Origin of the sequence: Pseudomonas abyssi (genome assembly GCF_003444685.1) — a bacterium.
Taxonomy (GTDB): Bacteria; Pseudomonadota; Gammaproteobacteria; order Pseudomonadales; family Pseudomonadaceae; genus Halopseudomonas; species Halopseudomonas abyssi.
In genome coordinates this window covers 658432-676606 of sequence record NZ_LMAZ01000001.1, presented here as the reverse complement: position 1 = coordinate 676606, position 18175 = coordinate 658432, and the positions used below count along the sequence as shown (strand labels likewise).

Here is an 18175-nt window from a genome sequence, read left to right as displayed (position 1 = left end):
CGATGCTAATCTGTGCCGCAGTTATTCGCTTGCGATTCAACCAAGCGGCATTTTGTTCCCGTTGCATCTATGGATTAACAATAATGAAGCTGATTTCTGCCTTTTCCCTGTTGGGCTGTCTGTTCCTGGCCGGCTGCGCCAGCAAAGAACCAGCCCCGGTTCCACCGCCAACTCCCGAAGCCACCCCCTGGGCCCAGCTGCATATGGCCGAACTGACAGCCATCGCCCTGGAGGAGAAGTATGAAATCGAAAACAACGGTGAAGAGATTCGCCTGATCATCCCGGTTAACGGCAATTTCCACCCCAAACGCACCCTGCTGCTGCCTTCCGGTCTGGTCCCGCTGTCCCGCGTGGCCAAGGTGCTGCGCGGCGCCACCGACAGCAATATCCAGGTCACCGGCCACAGCGACAGTCTGGGCGATGACAACCTCAATCAGCAGCTCAGCATGGAACGCGCTCAAGCGGTGGCCAGCGTACTGCAACTGGGCGGCGTCAGCCGTCACAACATGCAGCTGCGCAGCGAAGGTGAAGCCGCGCCGCGGGCCGACAACAGCACCGTGGAAGGTCGCGAGCTGAACCGCCGCGTGGTAATCAACATTACCCCGCGCAACCCTGCCTCCAGTATCGCCCTGGCGCCCTGACACCGACCGGCTGCCTCCGGCAGCCGGCAGGTCTCTGCTAGAATAGCGAACGCTGCCGTCGTCACGACGGCATTGTTCGTTCTACAGAGACCCTTTTCATGCAAGCACCCGTTCAACCCCGGGCAGCCGCCCTACTTCCCCTGCTGGTGTTCCTGCTGATTTTCCTTGGCAGCGGCATCTACTACAGCTTGGCCGGCACCGACTTCGCCTTCTACCAAATCAAGGCACCGGTGGCGATTCTACCCGCCATCATTCTTGGTCTGCTGCTGGCCAAACCCAGCTACCGCGAAAACCTGCAAACCTTCATTGATGGCATCGGTGACCGCAACATCATCACCATGGCGTTGGTGTTTCTGCTCGCCGGCGCCTTTTCCAGCGTCACCAAGGCCATCGGCGGCGTCGATGCCACCGTCAACATGGGCCTGAGCATCCTGCCGCCCAGCCTGATCCTGCCTGGCCTCTTTGTGATCGCGGTGTTCATCTCCACCTCCATGGGTACGTCCATGGGCACCATCGGCGCGCTGGTGCCGATCGCGCTGGGCTTTGCCGAGGTGACCGGCCTGTCTCTGCCGCTGGCCATCGGCGCCGTGGTCGGCGGCGCCATGGCGGGCGACAACCTGTCGATCATCTCCGATACCACCATCGCCGCCACTCGCACCCAGGGCGTGGGCATGCGCGACAAGTTTCGCCTCAACCTCACCATCGCCCTGCCGGCCATGCTGCTGACGCTGGCGGTGCTGTTCGTGCTGGGCGACACCAGCATTCAGCCGGAGCCGGTCGAGTTCAACTATCGCCTGGTCATGCCCTACCTGGTCGTACTGGTCCTCGCCCTGTGCGGCCTGGATGTGATGATTGTGCTGATGACCGGCATCATTCTGTCGGGTATCACCGGCATGCTGGTCACCCCGCAATACCAGTTGGCTACCTACGGCAATGACATCTACCAGGGCTTTGCCAGCATGCTGGAGATCATGGTGCTGTCGATGCTGATCGGCGGCCTGTCGGCCATCATGAAGCAGGAGGGCGGGCTGGACTGGCTGCGCGAGCGCATCCAGGCACTGGCGGCGCACAACGCCGGCCGGCGCAGCGGTGAAACCGGTATTGCAGGCCTGGTTGCCGCAACCAACCTGTTTGTCGCCAACAACACCGTGGCCATCATCATCAGTGGCAGCGTCGCCAAGGACCTGGCAGAGCATTACAACGTTGACCCACGGCGCAGCGCCAGCTTGCTGGATATCTTTTCCTGTGTGGTACAGGGGCTGATACCTTACGGTGCGCAGATTCTGCTGGCGGGCTCGCTGGCCGCGCTGTCGCCCCTGGCGCTGATCACCCAGGTGCACTACTGCTGGCTGCTCGGGCTGATGGCGGCACTGGCCATCGTGTTCGGATTTCCGCGCATCAAAACGCCGGCAAACTCAGACTGACGCTACCTGGCCACGGCTTGCCGTGGCCTGCCCCTGAGCGAGCACGGTCTTGCGCTGTCAGCAGGGCCATACGAGTACTGCAGGCTGGGCACTACTGATCCCAGGGCTCGCCGCGGGTGCGCGCTTCGCGGCGCAGCTTTTCGTGCATCGCCGCCTTGGCGAGCATGTTGGCGCTGACCGGCGCGGTGATAAACAGGAAAAAGGTAATCAGCAGCTCATGCAGACTCGGCGCGCCGCTCTGCACGCTGAAGTAGACCATTGAGCCGACGACCAGCGAGCCAACTCCCAGTGTGGTCGCCTTGGTTGGCCCGTGCAGGCGCATGAAAAAGTCCGGCAGCTTGCACAAGCCAATCGCCCCCACCAGCGCAAACAGGCTACCGGTCAGCAGCAGCGCTGCAACCAGCCATTCCATCCAGCTTGCTTCGCCCATGCTGCAGCCTCCTATTCGATGATGTTGCCACGCAGCAAATGCTTGGCGATGGCAACCGTACTGACGAAGCCCATCACCGCAATCAGCAGTGCTGCCTCGAAAAACAGATTGGAATCCAGATACAACCCCAGCAACATGATCAGCGCGATGGCATTGATGTAAAGGGTATCCAGCGCCAGGATGCGGTCCGGCAGATCCGGGCCGCGTACCAGTCGGACAAAGGTCAACACCATCGCCAGACTGATGATCCCCAGACAGATCAGCACTACGGTGTCGAGCATTCGAATATCTCCCGAATTGGTTCTTCGTAGCGCAGACGTATCTGCTCGATCAACGCCACCTCATCCCCCACATCCAGACCGTGAATCAGCAGCCACTTGCGATCAGCGCTGATGTCCGCCGAGACGGTACCGGGCGTTAGGGAAATAGTGCTGGCCAGCACACTGATGGAAAAGTCGGTCTCCAGCGTCAGCGGGTAGTTCACAAAGGCAGGACGCAGGTCCCGGCGCGGCCCCAAAATAAGACGCGCGACCTGCAGGTTGGCCAGCACGATATCAGTGACCACCCGGGCAACAAACAGCACCAGCTTGCCGACCCGCAGGCGATAGCGCGAAGCGGGCCAGAAGACGTGGGTCAGCCAGGGAATGACAGAGCCCAGCACCAGGCCCATCAGCAGGTTGCCGAAGGACAGCGAATTCATCAGCAGCAACCAGCCGATCACCAGAGTGACAGTCAGCCAGGGATGCGGAAACCAGCGATCAGGTCGTCTCATGGCGCGCCCCCCGTGGCCGGTGCGACAGACATGACGGCATCGATATAGCTCTGCGGCTGCAGCAGCTGTGCTGCCGTCTGATTCAAATACTCCAGTGTGGGGCCAGCAAACACCACCAGCGCCGGGCTGGACATCAGCAGCAACAGGGTAGCCGCCAGGCGCATGCCGTCCAGCGGCTCGCCTGAGGGCGCCACGTCGGTGTGGCGCCAGAACAGCGTGCTGCCGGCACGGCTGAGCGCGATCAGCGCCAACAGCCCACCACCAAGCACCACCGGATACAGCCAAGCCGCCTCGCGCCCGCTGCCAACGGCGCCCAGCAGCATCAGTTTGCCCAGGAAGCCGGACAACGGGGGCATACCGGCAATCGCCATCGCCGAGAGAAAGAACAAGCCGCCCAGCAGCATCGGATGCGGCAATGCAGGCCCTGCGACCAGACGCGCAGCGAAGCGCGGCCCACGCACCCGCTGCAACATGCCGGTCAGCAGAAACAGTGCACCGGAAATCCAGGTCGAGTGCATCAGGTAGTAGAGGCTGGCACTCAACGCCTGCTCGGTGCCCAGGGACACGCCGGCCAGCAGGGTACCCACCGACACCACCACCAGGTAGGCACTCAAGGCGTTCAGCGTACTGGCGGCCAGTGCGCCGATGGCGCCCAGGCCCAGTGTTACCAGGGCCAGTGGCCAAAGCCAGCCAACCGCCATGTCTGCCAGCGGGCCGGCCTCGGCGCCGAAGATCAGCGTGTAGACCCGCAGGATCGAGTACAGCCCAACCTTGGTCATGATCGCAAACAAGGCGCCGACCGGCGCGCTGGCCGCGGCATAGGCACGCGGCAGCCAGAAATACAGCGGGAAAAACGCCGTTTTCAGGCCAAACACCACCAGCAAAAGCATGCCAGCCGCGCCCACCAGCGGCGCATCGTCTGCGCCCAGCTCACGCACGCGCAACGCCATGTCCGCCATATTCAGCGTGCCGGTCACACCGTAGAGGGTGCCGACCGCAATCAGAAACAGCGCAGAGCCGGTGAGATTCAGCAGCAGGTAATGCAGGCCAGAACGGACCCGCGCGGAGCCCGCGCCATGCAGCAGCAAGGCGTAGGAGGCGATCAACAGAATCTCGAAGAAGACAAACAGGTTGAACAGGTCGCCGGTCAGGAAGGCACCGTTGATTCCCATCAGCTGGAACTGGAACAGCGGGTGGAAGTTGCGCCCTGCTGCGTCGTCACCACGGATCGCGTACAACAGCGCGCCACTGGCCAGTATCGAGGTCACCAGCAACAGCAAGGCGCTGAGGCGATCCACGACCAGCACGATGCCAAAGGGCGGCATCCAGTTGCCCAGAGCATAGACCTGCGTACCCTGACTGGCCTCGACCATCAGCAGACTCGCGAGCAGCACCTGCACCAGGGTCGCCAACAGGGCCATCGCGCGCTTCATATCCAGGCTGCCACGCAGCACCAGCAACAGTGCCCCGACAAACATGGGCACCAGCACCGGCATAATCGGCAGGTGACTCATCAATGGTCTCCCTTGCCGTCAACGTGGTCACTGTCCAGCTCGCCCTGCGCACGCAGCGCCAGTACCAGCGCGTAGGCGGTCATGGCGAAGCCGATAACAATGGCCGTCAGCACCAGTGCCTGCGGCAGCGGGTCGGCATAGACCTCAGCCTTGCCCAGCACCGCCGGCGCAGCTTCAGCCAGACGGCCGGTGGCAAACAGGAACAGATTCACCGCGTAACTCAGCAGCGCCAGCCCGACCACCACGGGAAAGGTGCGCGCACGCAGCATCAGGTAGATACCGCAGCTGGTCAGCACCGCCAACGCCAGCGCGTAAAGCAGCTCCATCAGATTTCTCCTTCGCTTGGGCGCCCCTGGGGCAGTTTGCCCAGGTTGGCCAGAATCAGCAGCGTCGCCCCCACCACCGTGAGATAGACGCCCAGGTCAAACAGCATCGCCGTGGCCAGCTCGATATCCCCTACCAGCGGAATGTGGAAATGGTCGAACGCACTGGTCAGGAAGGGATAGCCAAAGGCCCAGCTACCCAGCCCGGTGGCACCGGCAATCAGCACCCCGGCCCCGGCGAGCCAGTGGTAGTTGACCGGCCAGCGCTCGGAGGTCCAGGCCTCGCCACTGGCCACGTATTGCAGGATCAAGGCCACCGAGGTAATCAGGCCGGCAATAAAGCCGCCACCGGGCAGGTTGTGGCCACGCAGGAAGATATACACGGAGATCATCAGCGCCAGCGGCAGCAGCACATGGGACAGGTTGACCAGCATCAGCAAATCGCCGCGCTGCGCCCAGGGCTTGCCGAGGCTATCGCCGCCCGGCACCCGCAGGCGCAGACCGTCGATCAGGGCGTAGATGGCGATGGCAGCAATCGCCAGCACCGTCACCTCGCCCATGGTATCGAAGCCACGGAAGTCGACCAGAATCACGTTGACAACGTTATGCCCGCCGCCACCGGTGACCGAGTTGGCGAGGAAGAAGCCGGAAATGCTGTCGTAGGGCCGGGTCAGCATGCCAAACGCCAGCGCGCCGACCAGCAAGCCACAGCCGCCGGCGACCAGCACGTCCCGGCCCCGACGCAGCGCCGAGGACTCACGCGGTGTGCGCGCCGGCAGGAAGAACAGCGCCAGCATCAGCAGGACGATAGTTACCACTTCGACGGAGATTTGCGTCAGCGCCAGATCCGGTGCCGCGAAACGGGCAAACGCCAGCGAAACAACCAGACCAACCACGCTCAACATGGTTAACGACACCAGGCGCATGCGGTGCCAGTAAACGGTCGCCAGAGCGCCCAGCATCATCACTACCGCCGCCGCCAGGGTCACGCCATCGATCGGCGTCAATGCCACCGGCCCCTGCAGCGCCGGCAGGCGCCATAGCCACCAACCGCTCACCACCAGCGCACTGAGCAGCAGGCACGTCAGGTAGCGCTGCAAAGATGCGTTCTCCAACAGCAGGGTAATGTGCGCGGCCCCACGCACCGCCGTCTGCACCACGCGCTCAAACACCAGCTTGGCGTCCACATCGCGCTGACGCGCATACCAGGCAAACAGGGGGCGACGTGCCGAATACACCGCAATGCCCAAAAGCATGGCGACAAAACTCATCAGCAGCGGCAAGTTAAAGCCGTGCCAGATAGCCAGGCTGTACTCGGGCAGCGGACCACCAACCGTCGCTGCTGCGGCTGTCGCCAGCAAACCGGCAACGGTAAAGCCCGGCGCCAGACCCACCGCCAGACACATGGCCACCAGCACCTCGACCGGCACCTTCATGTAACGGGGCGGCTCGTGCGGTGGATATTTGGGCAGGTTGACCGGCTTGCCGTTGAAAAACACGTCGTGAATAAAGCGCAGCGAGTAGGCCACCGAGAAGACACCGCCCAGGGTCGCGCCCAGCGGAATCAACCAGCTGAAGCTGCCCAGCATGTGCTGCTCCAGGGTCTCGGTGAAGAACATTTCCTTACTGAGGAAACCGTTGAGCAGCGGCACTCCGGCCATCGCCGAGGCCGCGACCATCGCCAACGTCGCGGTATGCGGCATGTAACGCAGCAACCCGTTGATGCGGCGCATATCACGGGTGCCCGTTTCGTGGTCGATAATGCCCGCCGCCATGAACAGCGAGGCCTTGAAGGTCGCATGGTTGATAATATGGAATACCGCAGCGACCGCAGCCAGCCGGGTATCCAGACCAAACAGCAGCGTGATCAGGCCCAGGTGGCTGATGGTGGAATAGGCCAGCAGGCCCTTGAGATCATGCTGGAACAGCGCCGTGCAGGCCCCCACCAGCAGAGTCGCCATGCCGGCACTGCTGACCAGGTAGAACCAGAGATCGGTTTCGGCCAGGGCCGGATACAGGCGCGCCAGCAAAAACACCCCGGCCTTGACCATGGTTGCAGAATGCAGATAAGCCGATACCGGCGTCGGCGCTGCCATCGCGTGCGGCAGCCAGAAATGAAACGGGAACTGCGCCGACTTGGTAAACACCCCCAGCAGCACCAGCACCAGAATCACCGGATATAGGGCGTGCGCGCGAATCTGCTCACCGGCGGCAAAGACATCGGTGAGTTCGTAACTGCCCACTACCTGCCCCAACAGCAGTACACCGGCCAGCAGCGCCAGACCACCGGCACCGGTCACCGCCAGCGCCATGCGCGCGCCCTTGCGCGCATCAGTGGAGTGGGACCAGTAGCTGATCAGCAGGAAGGACGACAGGCTGGTCATCTCCCAGAACACCATCATCAACAGCAGGTTCTCGGACAGCACCACGCCCAGCATGGCCGACATGAACAGCAGCAGATAACAGAAAAAACGACCCATCGGGTCGCGTTTTGAGAGGTAATAGCGCGCGTAGAGAATCACCAGCAGGCCAATGCCCTGGATCATCAATGCAAAGAGGAAGCTCAGCCCATCAAGGCGAAAGCTGATGTTCAGCCCCAGGTCAGTCAACCAGGGCCAGGAATGGATCACCGCCTGGCCAGCAAACACCGCATCGGCATGCTGCCACAGCAGAACCAATCCGATCACCGGCGCGACCATGGTCATCGCGGCGCACAGGGAACGTCCCTGATTGTTGAACAATAGCGGCAGCAGGCTGCCAAGCAGAGGAAGAATGACGATCAGCGCCAGGGTCATGCAGGACTAGCTCCTTATATGGCCATTGCGGCCTCCGTGCCAGCACGGCAACACCGGGTAAACACAGTGTTGCCGAGCCATAGTGCTCAGGAAGCGCAGGTCATTATAGAGGCAAGCCCCTCTAGCCGATCAACGCAAGCCGCTGAATCCGTTACAAAATGCGTAACCTGGTGTCACAGGCAGCGGCGCCGGTGCCAGCACGACCGCATGATCGGCTACTTGACCACCCGAGACTGGCCATTGACCGTCATGATGCGAACACGGTCACCGGGCGCAAAGTTCACTCCATCCACGGCTTCCTGCACGTAGGCTCGAGTATAGCCACCATCTTCATTGACGGTAATTTCCACACCCTGGGTCCGGGTAATACCCTCCTCGGCCGCCGCCCCGGCAACGCCACCGGCAAGCGCACCCACAATGGCAGCAATCGTACTGCCGCGCCCGCCGCCGACCGTACTACCGGCAACACCACCGATTGCGGCACCCGCAGCCGGCCCGATTACCGTCTTGGTGCCTTCAATCTGAACCAAACGAACCGATTCGACAGTGCCCTGACGCACCGTCTGCGGTGCTCTGGCATCTTCCCGGCTGTACACATCACCGGTCAGGGAGGACGCACAACCACCCAGCGCCAGAAGCGCACCTAGTACAACTGCTGCAAACGCCTGCTTTTTCATGATTAACCACCTCGCTGAAAGCGACCCCGCCGAACTTGCTACCGGCGCTGTCGTCGAAAAAGAGTAACACGCTGTACTTGGACAACCATTGATCGGAAAGCGATCAATCCGAGTCGAAATCAATCGCGCCCTGGCATAACATCGGTCGCGCTTATGAACCGGCGCCCTGAAAATGCCGCGCCATGTCATTCCTTTTTTGTACTCCGTCGTAACCTGTAAAACCACAATAATAGACAGCTGGTTGCCCGAGTCCGAGACACCGGAGGTACTGCCGTGTTCCCATTGCAGGCAGCCTGGCTTTATTACCTGGAAAACCCGGCGCTGGTCCTCAACGGCCTTGCCCTGTTCTTTGCCGTCAATGGCAGCTGGTTGTGGATCGCCACCCAACTGCGCAGCAGCCTGGGCCGTCAGCGGCTGGCAACCCTGCCGCCCAGTGAGAGCGAGCCGACTCTCACCCGCGATCAGCGCATCAACCGCCTGTTCTACAGTGTCGGCGCCGTGTGCCTGGGCCTGGCCACGCTGCTATCGCTGACCAGCACCCAGCTCTAGGGTCTGTTGACGTTTCGCTCGCCCGCCTGCCGTAGGCCATTTTTTTGGCCAGGCAAGGCGACTGTGCTCCTTGCTTCTTGATTGGCGGCCTTACAGGCAGCAACAGGTGGATGAACGAAACGTCAACAGCCCCTAGGGAAGCACCCGCAAGCGGCTGCGCACCGGATTGGCATACTGCAACAGCCAATACGGACGCAGGGCCTCGGGCAGCCCTTCCAGCCGCGCGGTGAAGCGCTGCTGTTCCTGCGCCAGCTCCAGTGCAGAAAACCCCTTTCGCCACTCGGACAACGCCGGCGGCAACGCGTCCTGCTGCTCAAAGGCCAGGTAGTTGGACGGATACAAGCGATAGTTGCCCAGCACCTGGCGGTCCACCTCGGCCGCCACCGCACGGGCATCCGCCATCCCGGCCGGCAACGGCGTCCCAAAGGCCACGTGCACCCGCCCCTTGTAACCGGTCAGCCCCATGGCGATGGAACGATCGTCCTCGCCTGCCTCCTTCACGTAGGCTCCGGTCCGGGCACGCTGCTCCAGCTCGCGCGCCTTCATGCCGTCACAGGGATCCCACTCGTAAGAGATCGACACCGGCACCATGTTCAGTGACGCGATGACCTCGTCAAAAGGCTCGCTCTTGCGGCTCATGCAAAACATCTTGATGATCGCCGAATCTGTTTCATCCAGGCCGTCCTTGGCGCGCCCTTCGGCCTGAGCAATCCAGATCGACTCACCCTCGGCAATCGAGTGGCTGATATAGGCGGACAGATTCTGATAGGCCTGCAGCTTCTCGCGCCGTCCCGTCAGGGAGCGATGCACGATAAAGCTCTTGTTCAGCCGCATCAGATCGCTGACAAAGGGGCGCTGCAGCAGGTTATCGCCAATGGCGATACGCGGCGTAGGATGGCCGGCGTGATAGAGCGCATAGTTGACAAAAGCGGGGTCCATCACGATATCGCGATGGTTGGCGATAAACAGGTGAGGCTGGGTGGCGCTGAGCTGGTCCAGCCCACTGTAGGTAACCTCCAGCGTGCTGCGCTCGATCAGCCGATCAAGGTAGGGTTCCAGGCGGTGTTGCAGGTCCTCTACCGTCGCCACGCCACGTGCTTCCCGGCGCAATGCTGCCTGTACCACGCGACGACTGAGCCCCGGCAGCAGCCGATTCAGCTTCGGCAGCCGATAGGCCGCCAGCATGCGCATCAACTCCTGATCGGCCAGCAGTCGCTGCAGCACCGCCGGTACTTCGGCATCGTTGTACGGGCGGATGCCCTCGAACTCGCTCATGTCACCCTCTGAGTCTTATCATCAGCCGCGCATTATGCGTCGCTGACCGTGGTTTCGCCAGATTGACGATACCGCTACACTTTGTGTCACACACGTCCGACGGAGTACTCCCAGTGCAGGCACTGGAAGAAGCCAACCTCACTTGCCCACACTGTGGCGAACCGATCACCCTGCTGCTCGATTTGAGCGGTGGCAGCCAGTCCTATACCGAGGATTGCGAGATCTGCTGCCAGCCGATTCTGGTCAGCCTGTGGATGGATGAGCACAGCGAAGAAGTCCATATCGACCTGCGCCGGGAACAGGACTGAGCATGCAATGCGTCTACCGACCGGCCGATCTGGCCGAAGCCGACCTGCTGCGCGCCATGCTGGCCGATCACCACATCCACAGCCATGTCAGTGGACGCTATCTGCAAGGCGCAATCGGTGACTTGCCGGTACATGACCTGCTTGGCCTGTGGGTGCAGGATGAAGACCAGGCACGCAGCGACCAGCTGATTCAGCAATATCTCAGCGCTACGCCGGTTGACGACGATGACAGCTGGCAGATCAGCCCGGAGCAGCAGCCGTGAGCGGTCGACTTGCCCAGTTCAGCCCTCCGCACAGCCACCTGCCCGCCGACTGGAAACCCAGCTGGAACCTGGCTCCGGGCAAACCGCTATTGATCCTGCGCAAACAAGCCGGCCAGATCGAGTGTGTACAGGTGCTATGGAATCTTACCCCGACCTGGCTGACTGACCTCAGTCGCGCCAGTTTCTCGGCCCGCGCCGAGTACCTGCATGAAAAGCCCATGTTCCGCCAGGCCTTTGCCCAGCGACGCTGCCTGATCCCGGTTGATGGTTACTTTCTCTGGCTGCAGCAGGGGGCGCGCAAGCAACCCTGGTACGTGCGACGAAAGGAAGGAGGGCTGGCACTGGCGGGGCTATGGGAGCGCTACCAGCTTGATGACGGCCAATTCTGGGATAGCTGCGCCTTGATCACCGTGCCTGCCAAGGGACTGGCCGGCCGCCTTGGCGATCGCATGCCAGCGGCCCTGAACAGCGGAGAGCAGGCCATCTGGCTGGCCGACCGCACCGCTGTCAGCGCCCTGCAGCCGCTGCTGCTGAACGCCGAGGGGCGTATCGAGATGATCTACCCGGTCAACCCGGCAGTCAGCAACCCGGCCACGGCCGGGCCGCATTGCTGCAACCCGAGCGGCCCGGCTCAGACCTTGAACTGATTGATCAGTCGACGCTGATGCTCGGCCAGCTTGGTCAGCGAGCCGCTGGCCTGTGAGGCCTCATCGGCGCCCTTGGCGACCGCCTTGGCCACCGTGTCGATGGTGGTCACATTGCGGTTGATGTCTTCGGCTACCGCGCTTTGTTCCTCGGCGGCGCTGGCGATCTGGTTGTTCATATCATTGATCACCGATACTGCCTGGGTAATCGACGTCAACGCCGCATCGGCCTCTTCTGCCTGCAATACACTCTGCTCGGTGCGTGTACGGCTCTGCTCCATCACCTTCACGGTATCGCGGGTGCCGTTTTGCAGTTGCTCGATCATGTGCTGAATTTCTTCCGTCGAACTCTGGGTTTTTTGCGCCAGGTTACGCACCTCATCAGCCACCACGGCAAAACCGCGACCTTGTTCGCCAGCACGGGCGGCCTCAATGGCAGCGTTCAAAGCCAGCAGGTTGGTCTGCTCGGCAATGCCACGAATGGTGTCGAGGATACCGGTGATGTTCTCGCTGTTACGGGCCAACGCCTGAACGCTGTCCACCGCGCGCTGAATATCCTGCGACAGGCTCTGAATGGTTTCAGAGGTCGCCCTGACGACTTCACGGCCATGGCTGGCGGAGCCGTCAGCATTATGCGCGGCGCTGGCAGCCTGAGAGGCATTGCGCGCCACATCCTGCGCGGTGGCGGTCATTTCGGTGACAGCGGTGGCAACCAGGTCGATCTCGCTGAGCTGACGCTGCACGCCGTCGTTGGTGCGCATGGCGATATCCGCCGTATGCTCGGAGGCATCGGTCACCTGCTGCACCGAGCCGACCACTTCGCGGATCATGCCCTGCAATTTGTCCAGGAAGGCATTGAAGCCACGGGCGATGTCGCCCAGCTCGTCCGCTCGATCAGCCGCCAGACGCTTGGTCAAATCCCCTTCGCCCTTAGCGATGTCATCCAGCATCGCCACCAGCTGGCGGGCCGGTTTGGCCAGACTGTAGGCCAGCAACACCATCACGACCAGGCCGGCCAGCGCCACCAGCAGGCCGATACCCGCCAACAGCAGCGAGTCCTGAACACGCATGTCGGTGAGATCGTTATCCAGTTGGTTGAACTCCGCCATGACCACATCCAGCGGCAGCTTGATAACCAGAGCCCAACGCACGTCAGTACCATCCAGGGTGATCGGCATGATCAACTGCATATGATCAGTCCCCTCGCGATCCACCTCGAACAGCGGCTCGCTGCCTAGTCTGGAAATACTTTCAAGCTCCTGCTTATCCAGCACGGTAGCTGCCTGGTCGCCCGGTTTGGCGCCCTCCCCGGTATAAGCCACCAGACGTCCGGTGGAGCTGACCAGCGCCTGCTCGCCTGCACCGTCGTACAGATCCTCGTCACTTGCGCGCAGCATACCCTGCAAAAAATCCATGGAGAGGTCGGCACCGGCGACGCCCATGAACTCGCCATCGCTGATGATCGGCACCGTGAAAGACGACAGCAAAACGGTTTTGCCACCCACCTCGTAGGGCGCAGGATCGATCACACAGGGACGCATGGTCTCGCGCGGGCAAAGATAGTATTCGCCGGTTCTGACGCCGTTATCGAGAATGGTCTCATCCTCAAGATCGCCCAAGGCCTCGAGGGACAGTTCGCCATCGGCATTTCGGAACCACAGCGGCATATAGCGGCCGGTACCGTTATAACCATCGGTTTCGATGCCTTCAAAAAAGCTGTCGAGATTATCCAGGGAGTTAGGCTCCCAGCCCACGTAGGCGTCCCACAGGTTCGGATTCTGCTCCAGCGTCATGCGGATGACGCGGGTCATTTCTTCACGCCCCATCATCAGTGCCGGCATGCCATCATCCTGAATCTGGCCCAGCATCGAGTTGAGCTGCGCCAGTTGGGAGGCAACGGCCAGCGGGTACTCCAGATGACGGCGGATACGCGCCTGCTCGCCAGAGGCAATCGCCTGTACCCGATCCTTTACCAATTCATCGATCAGTACACGCGAACGTTCCTGCACATGTTTCTGACTACGTTCTGCCGAATAGACCGAATAGAGCGTCATCACACCAACGGCGATAAACAGGCAGGCACCGGCCAAAACGGCGATGGACAGCTGAATGGACCTGAATTTCATGGATTACCTCTACTCGGGGGGCTGCAGGGCGTCGAACGATACCGCTTCATCGGGTATATCGGCCAGCGATAAAAAAACTACAGTCATGTGCATACTTTGTCATCGTTTCGCTGTCCCACCCTTTAAGCTGCCCCTGCCAGGTGGCAGCTACGGCTGGAGTATTCCGGCATCTCCAACTTCTGTCAGGAGCATAGATCATGAAGCAAGCACTGGTGATTTTGCTGTTTACGCTGTTTGGTACCGCAGGACTGACTGGCTGCAACACCGTCGCGGGCGTCGGTGAGGATGTTCAGGCGGTAGGTGACGGCATTCAGGACGCCGCCAACTAGCGCGAGACCTCGAGCCAGCATCGACTGAAAGGCCGCTTGGGCCTGCTCAGGACTCTACAATGGCGGCGCCCAACCGTTGCTTAGAGACCTGCGCAGGCCCTGAACGTGACACAGGTAACACGACTACTTTTCGCCACCCGGCCCGGTTCTGTTACCCTTGCGCCACGCCAACGTCACCCATCGCCGCCTGCCTTGCCTGGCGGCAACAACGGTCGTGGGCGACCAGTCACGCTGCCCTGACCCTGTCGGCGCAGCCTGAACTCAACCGACTCCAACTTCATCAGACACCAAGGAAGTATCTGCCATGCGACTGCGTTTTCTCCTCTGCCTGCCCCTCGTTCTGCTGGTCGGCTGCCAGAGCGTTCAAACCACCCAGGGCGGCAATGTCGGCGTCAACCGAACCCAGTACATGATGGGAGGCCTGTCAGCCGAAGAGGTCAACCAGATGGCAGACGAGGCCTATCAGGAGACCCTGGCAGAAGCCAAGAAGCAAGGTCTGCTCAACACCAACGCAGCGACCGTGCGCCGTCTCAACACGATCGCCGGCAAGCTGATCGAGGAAGTCCCGCATTTCCGCGCCGACGCCAGCAGCTGGGACTGGGAAGTCAACCTGATCAAAGACGACCAACTGAACGCCAGCTGCGCGCCCGGCGGCAAAATTCTGTTCTACTCCGGCATCATCGACCAGCTGCAACTCAGCGATGACGAGATCGCCCAGATCATGGGGCACGAAATTGCCCACGCCCTGCGCGAGCATGGCCGCGAAGCCATCTCTCGAGCCTACGTCACACAGATGGGCACCCAGCTGGCAGGCGCCCTGCTCGGATTGGGTGATGCCGGCAACCAGGCAGCTCAGATGGCCGTGCAGTACGGCCTGACGCTGCCCAACAGCCGCTCCAACGAAAGCGAAGCCGACCTGATCGGTCTGGAACTGGCAGCCCGTGCCGGCTACAACCCGCAGGCTGCGGTCAGCCTGTGGCAGAAAATGCAGGCCGCGTCTCAGGGCGAGCCGCCCGCCTTCATGAGCACTCACCCCTCTTCCGCCGGTCGCATCCAGGCCCTGCAGGCGGCCACGCCTCAGGTGCAACCGCTGTACGAAGCCGCCAGATAGGCACCTTCCGACCGGCGTAGCACCCGCTCCGCCGGTCGGAAAGCCGCAAAGACGCTAGTCAATCGCCGCAAAACCGGTACAATTGCGCGCCGTTCGACCCCGAACGACATGGGTTCCCTCACCCCATTTGACAAAACGGCGGACCAACCGGTCCGAATCGTAAAAAGGACGACACATGACCGTACTTACCTCCGGCATGCAGCGCCGCGCGCTCGCATTGCTGATCAGCTTTCACATCATCATCATCATTGCCAGCAACTACCTGGTGCAGCTGCCGATCACATTGTTCGGCTACCACACCACTTGGGGCGCCTTCAGCTTTCCGTTCATCTTCCTGGCTACCGATCTGACCGTTCGCCTGCTCGGCAAACAGGCCGCGCGCCGCGTCATAGCTCGCGTCATGCTACCGGCGCTGGTTGCTTCGTATCTGGTGTCGGTGGTGTTCCAGGAAGGCAGCTATCGCGGCGTGTCATCGCTGCTGTCGTTCAATGATTTCGTCCTGCGCATCTCGCTGGCCAGCTTCGTCGCCTATGTCATCGGCCAGTTACTCGACATTCAGGTATTCGACCGCCTGCGCCGTATCAAGGCCTGGTGGATTGCCCCCAGCCTGTCGACCGTACTGGGCAACCTGGCCGACACCTTTGCCTTCTTCTCGGTCGCCTTCTGGCACAGCAGCAACCCCTTCATGGCCGAGCACTGGGTGGAAATTGCCACCGTCGACTACGCCATCAAGCTGATTATCAGCATGCTGCTGTTCCTGCCGCTCTACGGCGTACTGCTGCGCACCCTGATGAACCGTCTGGGTGGCCCGGCTCACTCCGCTGCCTGAAACAGGGCTTGCGGTAACGGCGCTATCCGGCTGACGACCACTCAGGGCAGCCAGCCGGCCCAGCCCAACAGCAGACCTGCCGCCCCGCACAGCAGCAGCGTCTGCAGCGCCGTCCAGCCACGCCCGAACATCAGCACCGCGGCTACCGCCGCCAGGCCCAGCGCCAGCCAGTCGGGACCCTGCCCCTGCGGCATGAAGACATGCCAGGCAAAGAACAGTGCCAGGTTCAGGATCACCCCTACCACTGCCGCGCTGACGGCCGTCAGTGGCGCACTGAAGCCCAGCTCCCCACGCGTTGCCTCAATCAGGGGCGCCCCACCCAGCACGAACAGAAAGGACGGCAGGAAGGTGAACCAGCACACCAGCAATGCTGCCAGTGCACCACCCGCAAACAGCTGCTCCGGCCCCAGCACCTGCCCCAGATAGCCGCCGACAAAGGCAACAAAGGCGACCACCATGATCAGCGGCCCCGGCGTACTTTCACCCAGCGCCAGCCCGTCAATCATCTGCAAGGGCGATAGCCAGCCAAACTGCACCACCGCCCCCAGGTAGACGTAAGGCAATACCGCATAGGCACCGCCAAAGGTCAGCAGCGCCGCTTTGGTAAAGAACCAGGCCATCTGCGTCAGAGTACCGTCCCAACCCACGCTGGCAGTCAACACCAGCATCGGCAAACACCAGAGCACCGCCCCCAGCAGCATCAGACGTGCCAGACGCAGCCGGCTGAAGCGGGCGTGCTCAGGCGTCGAGGTATGGTCGTCGATCAGCGCTGGTGCCGCCGATGAGGTCGCCGCCTCGCCGCCACCGGTGGTAAAGGCGCCGGGGCGCCAACGCGCGCCGAGTGCTCCGGCCAGAGCGGCGCCCAGAACAATCAGCGGAAAGGGAAGACGCAAAAAGAAGATCGCGGCAAAGGCCACGGCAGCGATCGCCCATAACCAGCCATTGCGCAGCACCCGCCCGCCGATGCGCCAGGCAGCCTGAAACACCACGACCACTACTGCCGGCTTAATCGCATAGAAGAGCCCGGCGACCATTGGCACCTGGCCGAATACCAGATATACCCAGGCCAGCACGATCAACAGCAGCAACGACGGCAAAATGAACAGCAGCCCGGCGGCCACACCACCCCAGGTGCGGTGCAGCAACCACCCCAGATAAGTCGCCAACTGCTGCGCCTCAGGCCCTGGCAGCAGCATGCAGTAATTCAGCGCGTGCAAAAAACGTCGCTCTGACAGCCAGCGCCGCCGGGTCACCAGCTCCTCGTGCATCAGGGCAATCTGCCCGGCCGGACCGCCAAAACTGATAAAACCCAGTTTCAACCAAAACAGCAGCGCCTGGCGCAGCGATGCCTGCGCCACCGGCTGCCCTGCAGCCCCGGTCTGGGATGAATCCATGCCAGCCTCTCTCCTGTTCTCAGCCATCGTTGGCATTAGGGAAGCATGCCAACCTCAGATTGCAACCTGATTGCAATCTGACTGAAAAATAGGGCTAGCGGAATATCATCGGCAGAGGCATTATTTCGCCATCGCAGGCACCGCCTCGCGGCCCTCCTCGGCATGGATGCCCCGATACTCTGCCCTGTATTCCTGTTTCCCGGCGTTTCAACGCTGGCGCTTTCGTGCGCCAGCTGTCAGCGCCGTCAAGCAACCAAGAGCATCACCCACAAAAAAAGGATGAACCCGATGTTGATCAGAAACACGCTTTTCTCTGCCGTACTCGTTGCCGCGGCAATGGCCACAGGCTGCGCCAGCATCAACAAGGCGCCCAGCGCCATGAACACCGAAGCCAAGCAGTTCAACACCCACCCGGATTACGCCCAAGTTTACGTCTACCGCAATGAAACCTTTGGGGCCGCACTATCGATGCCGGTATCGGTGGATGGCAGGCAGGCGGGCACCACCGGGCCCAAGTCATTCTTCCGCTTCCAGCTCGAACCGGGTCAGCACACCATCAGCTCACAAAATGGCGCCTCGTCGCTCCTGCTCAACACCGAAGCAAACCGCAACTACTTTGTCTGGCAGGAAGTGAAATTGGGCCTGGTCTCCGGTGGCTCCAAGCTGCAGGTTGTCAGCGAGCAACAGGGCCGCGCCGGCGTTCAGCAGTGCACCATGATCAAGAGCAACCTCTAGGCAAGCTCTGATAACTCCACACGCCCTGCGGGGCGT

The 18175-nt window shown here is 61.7% G+C and carries 20 protein-coding genes and 1 pseudogene; 10 read left to right on the top strand and 11 right to left on the bottom strand.

Annotated features, from left to right (window positions below; all coding sequences use genetic code 11):
* The first annotated feature begins 83 nt into the window (after positions 1-83).
* Positions 84-641 carry an OmpA family protein gene (locus tag ASB58_RS03145; protein ID WP_165771211.1) on the top strand — a complete coding sequence of 186 codons (558 nt, stop codon included), beginning with the start codon at positions 84-86 and terminating at the stop codon, positions 639-641.
* A gap of 98 nt (positions 642-739) precedes the next feature.
* On the top strand, positions 740-2065 hold the full coding sequence (locus ASB58_RS03140) for a Na+/H+ antiporter NhaC family protein (RefSeq protein ID WP_118129307.1): 1326 nt from the start codon (positions 740-742) through the stop codon (positions 2063-2065).
* A gap of 91 nt (positions 2066-2156) precedes the next feature.
* Here ASB58_RS03140 and ASB58_RS03135 read toward each other — a convergent pair whose 3' ends face one another.
* The 7 genes from ASB58_RS03135 to ASB58_RS03105 form a co-directional block, all read right to left on the bottom strand.
* The gene (locus ASB58_RS03135; protein WP_096003529.1) at positions 2157-2495 is read right to left on the bottom strand and encodes a Na+/H+ antiporter subunit G; all 339 of its coding nucleotides are present in this window, start codon (positions 2493-2495) and stop codon (positions 2157-2159) included.
* 11 nt (positions 2496-2506) lie between these two features.
* Positions 2507-2776, bottom strand: a complete 270-nt coding sequence (locus ASB58_RS03130) for a K+/H+ antiporter subunit F (RefSeq protein WP_083723584.1) — start codon at positions 2774-2776, stop codon at positions 2507-2509.
* Complete coding sequence (locus ASB58_RS03125) at positions 2761-3267, bottom strand: Na+/H+ antiporter subunit E (RefSeq protein ID WP_096003528.1); 507 nt, start codon at positions 3265-3267, stop codon at positions 2761-2763. The genes ASB58_RS03130 and ASB58_RS03125 overlap by 16 nt, the downstream gene beginning before the upstream one ends.
* The gene (locus ASB58_RS03120) at positions 3264-4781 is read right to left on the bottom strand and encodes a monovalent cation/H+ antiporter subunit D (protein WP_118129306.1); all 1518 of its coding nucleotides are present in this window, start codon (positions 4779-4781) and stop codon (positions 3264-3266) included. Before ASB58_RS03120 ends, ASB58_RS03125 begins: the two co-directional genes overlap by 4 nt.
* Positions 4781-5107, bottom strand: coding sequence for a Na+/H+ antiporter subunit C (locus ASB58_RS03115; RefSeq protein ID WP_096003526.1), 327 nt, complete (start codon positions 5105-5107; stop codon positions 4781-4783). The genes ASB58_RS03120 and ASB58_RS03115 overlap by 1 nt, the downstream gene beginning before the upstream one ends.
* A complete protein-coding gene (locus tag ASB58_RS03110) occupies positions 5107-7899 on the bottom strand; it encodes a monovalent cation/H+ antiporter subunit A (RefSeq protein WP_118129305.1) in 2793 nt (930 codons plus the stop codon). The genes ASB58_RS03115 and ASB58_RS03110 overlap by 1 nt, the downstream gene beginning before the upstream one ends.
* Positions 7900-8114: 215 nt before the next feature.
* Entirely contained in the window at positions 8115-8576 is a 462-nt protein-coding gene (locus ASB58_RS03105) for an outer membrane lipoprotein (protein WP_096003524.1), read from the bottom strand.
* Positions 8577-8849: 273 nt separating this feature from the next.
* Here ASB58_RS03105 and ASB58_RS03100 point away from each other — a divergent pair, with 273 nt between their 5' ends.
* Positions 8850-9125, top strand: coding sequence for a hypothetical protein (locus ASB58_RS03100; RefSeq protein ID WP_235827177.1), 276 nt, complete (start codon positions 8850-8852; stop codon positions 9123-9125).
* Positions 9126-9257: 132 nt separating this feature from the next.
* Here ASB58_RS03100 and ASB58_RS03095 read toward each other — a convergent pair whose 3' ends face one another.
* Positions 9258-10400, bottom strand: a complete 1143-nt coding sequence (locus ASB58_RS03095; protein ID WP_118129304.1) for a 1-acyl-sn-glycerol-3-phosphate acyltransferase — start codon at positions 10398-10400, stop codon at positions 9258-9260.
* A 113-nt stretch (positions 10401-10513) separates the two neighbouring features.
* Between ASB58_RS03095 and ASB58_RS03090 the strand changes: the two genes are divergently transcribed.
* The 3 genes from ASB58_RS03090 to ASB58_RS03080 are packed head-to-tail and all read left to right on the top strand — an operon-like array spanning position 10514 to position 11618.
* Positions 10514-10708 (top strand): CPXCG motif-containing cysteine-rich protein, encoded by a 195-nt coding sequence (locus ASB58_RS03090; RefSeq protein WP_202974581.1) that lies wholly within the window; start codon positions 10514-10516, stop codon positions 10706-10708.
* Between the two features lie 2 nt (positions 10709-10710).
* Positions 10711-10971 (top strand): putative signal transducing protein, encoded by a 261-nt coding sequence (locus tag ASB58_RS03085; protein WP_118129303.1) that lies wholly within the window; start codon positions 10711-10713, stop codon positions 10969-10971.
* On the top strand, positions 10968-11618 hold the full coding sequence (locus ASB58_RS03080) for an SOS response-associated peptidase (protein WP_165771210.1): 651 nt from the start codon (positions 10968-10970) through the stop codon (positions 11616-11618). Before ASB58_RS03085 ends, ASB58_RS03080 begins: the two co-directional genes overlap by 4 nt.
* Here the strand turns inward: ASB58_RS03080 and ASB58_RS20485 are convergent.
* Both ASB58_RS20485 and ASB58_RS20480 read right to left on the bottom strand, forming a co-directional pair.
* A complete protein-coding gene (locus ASB58_RS20485) occupies positions 11603-12376 on the bottom strand; it encodes a methyl-accepting chemotaxis protein (RefSeq protein WP_425056557.1) in 774 nt (257 codons plus the stop codon). The genes ASB58_RS03080 and ASB58_RS20485 overlap by 16 nt on opposite strands.
* Positions 12377-12460: 84 nt before the next feature.
* Positions 12461-12616: pseudogene (locus ASB58_RS20480) on the bottom strand (HAMP domain-containing protein); the annotation flags it as partial.
* Positions 12617-13938: 1322 nt separating this feature from the next.
* Between ASB58_RS20480 and ASB58_RS03070 the strand changes: the two are divergent.
* From ASB58_RS03070 to ASB58_RS03060, 3 genes are all read left to right on the top strand, one after another.
* Positions 13939-14070: an entericidin A/B family lipoprotein gene (locus ASB58_RS03070; protein ID WP_096003519.1), complete on the top strand. Its 132-nt coding sequence runs from the start codon at positions 13939-13941 to the stop codon at positions 14068-14070.
* A gap of 304 nt (positions 14071-14374) precedes the next feature.
* The gene (locus ASB58_RS03065) at positions 14375-15181 is read left to right on the top strand and encodes a M48 family metallopeptidase (protein WP_118129302.1); all 807 of its coding nucleotides are present in this window, start codon (positions 14375-14377) and stop codon (positions 15179-15181) included.
* 175 nt (positions 15182-15356) lie between these two features.
* Positions 15357-16010 (top strand): 7-cyano-7-deazaguanine/7-aminomethyl-7-deazaguanine transporter, encoded by a 654-nt coding sequence (locus tag ASB58_RS03060; RefSeq protein ID WP_096003517.1) that lies wholly within the window; start codon positions 15357-15359, stop codon positions 16008-16010.
* A 41-nt stretch (positions 16011-16051) separates the two neighbouring features.
* Here ASB58_RS03060 and chrA read toward each other — a convergent pair whose 3' ends face one another.
* Complete coding sequence (gene chrA / locus ASB58_RS03055; RefSeq protein WP_118129301.1) at positions 16052-17404, bottom strand: chromate efflux transporter; 1353 nt, start codon at positions 17402-17404, stop codon at positions 16052-16054.
* A gap of 288 nt (positions 17405-17692) precedes the next feature.
* Here chrA and ASB58_RS03050 point away from each other — a divergent pair, with 288 nt between their 5' ends.
* Positions 17693-18139, top strand: a complete 447-nt coding sequence (locus tag ASB58_RS03050) for a DUF2846 domain-containing protein (protein ID WP_181977852.1) — start codon at positions 17693-17695, stop codon at positions 18137-18139.
* Positions 18140-18175: the final 36 nt, after the last annotated feature.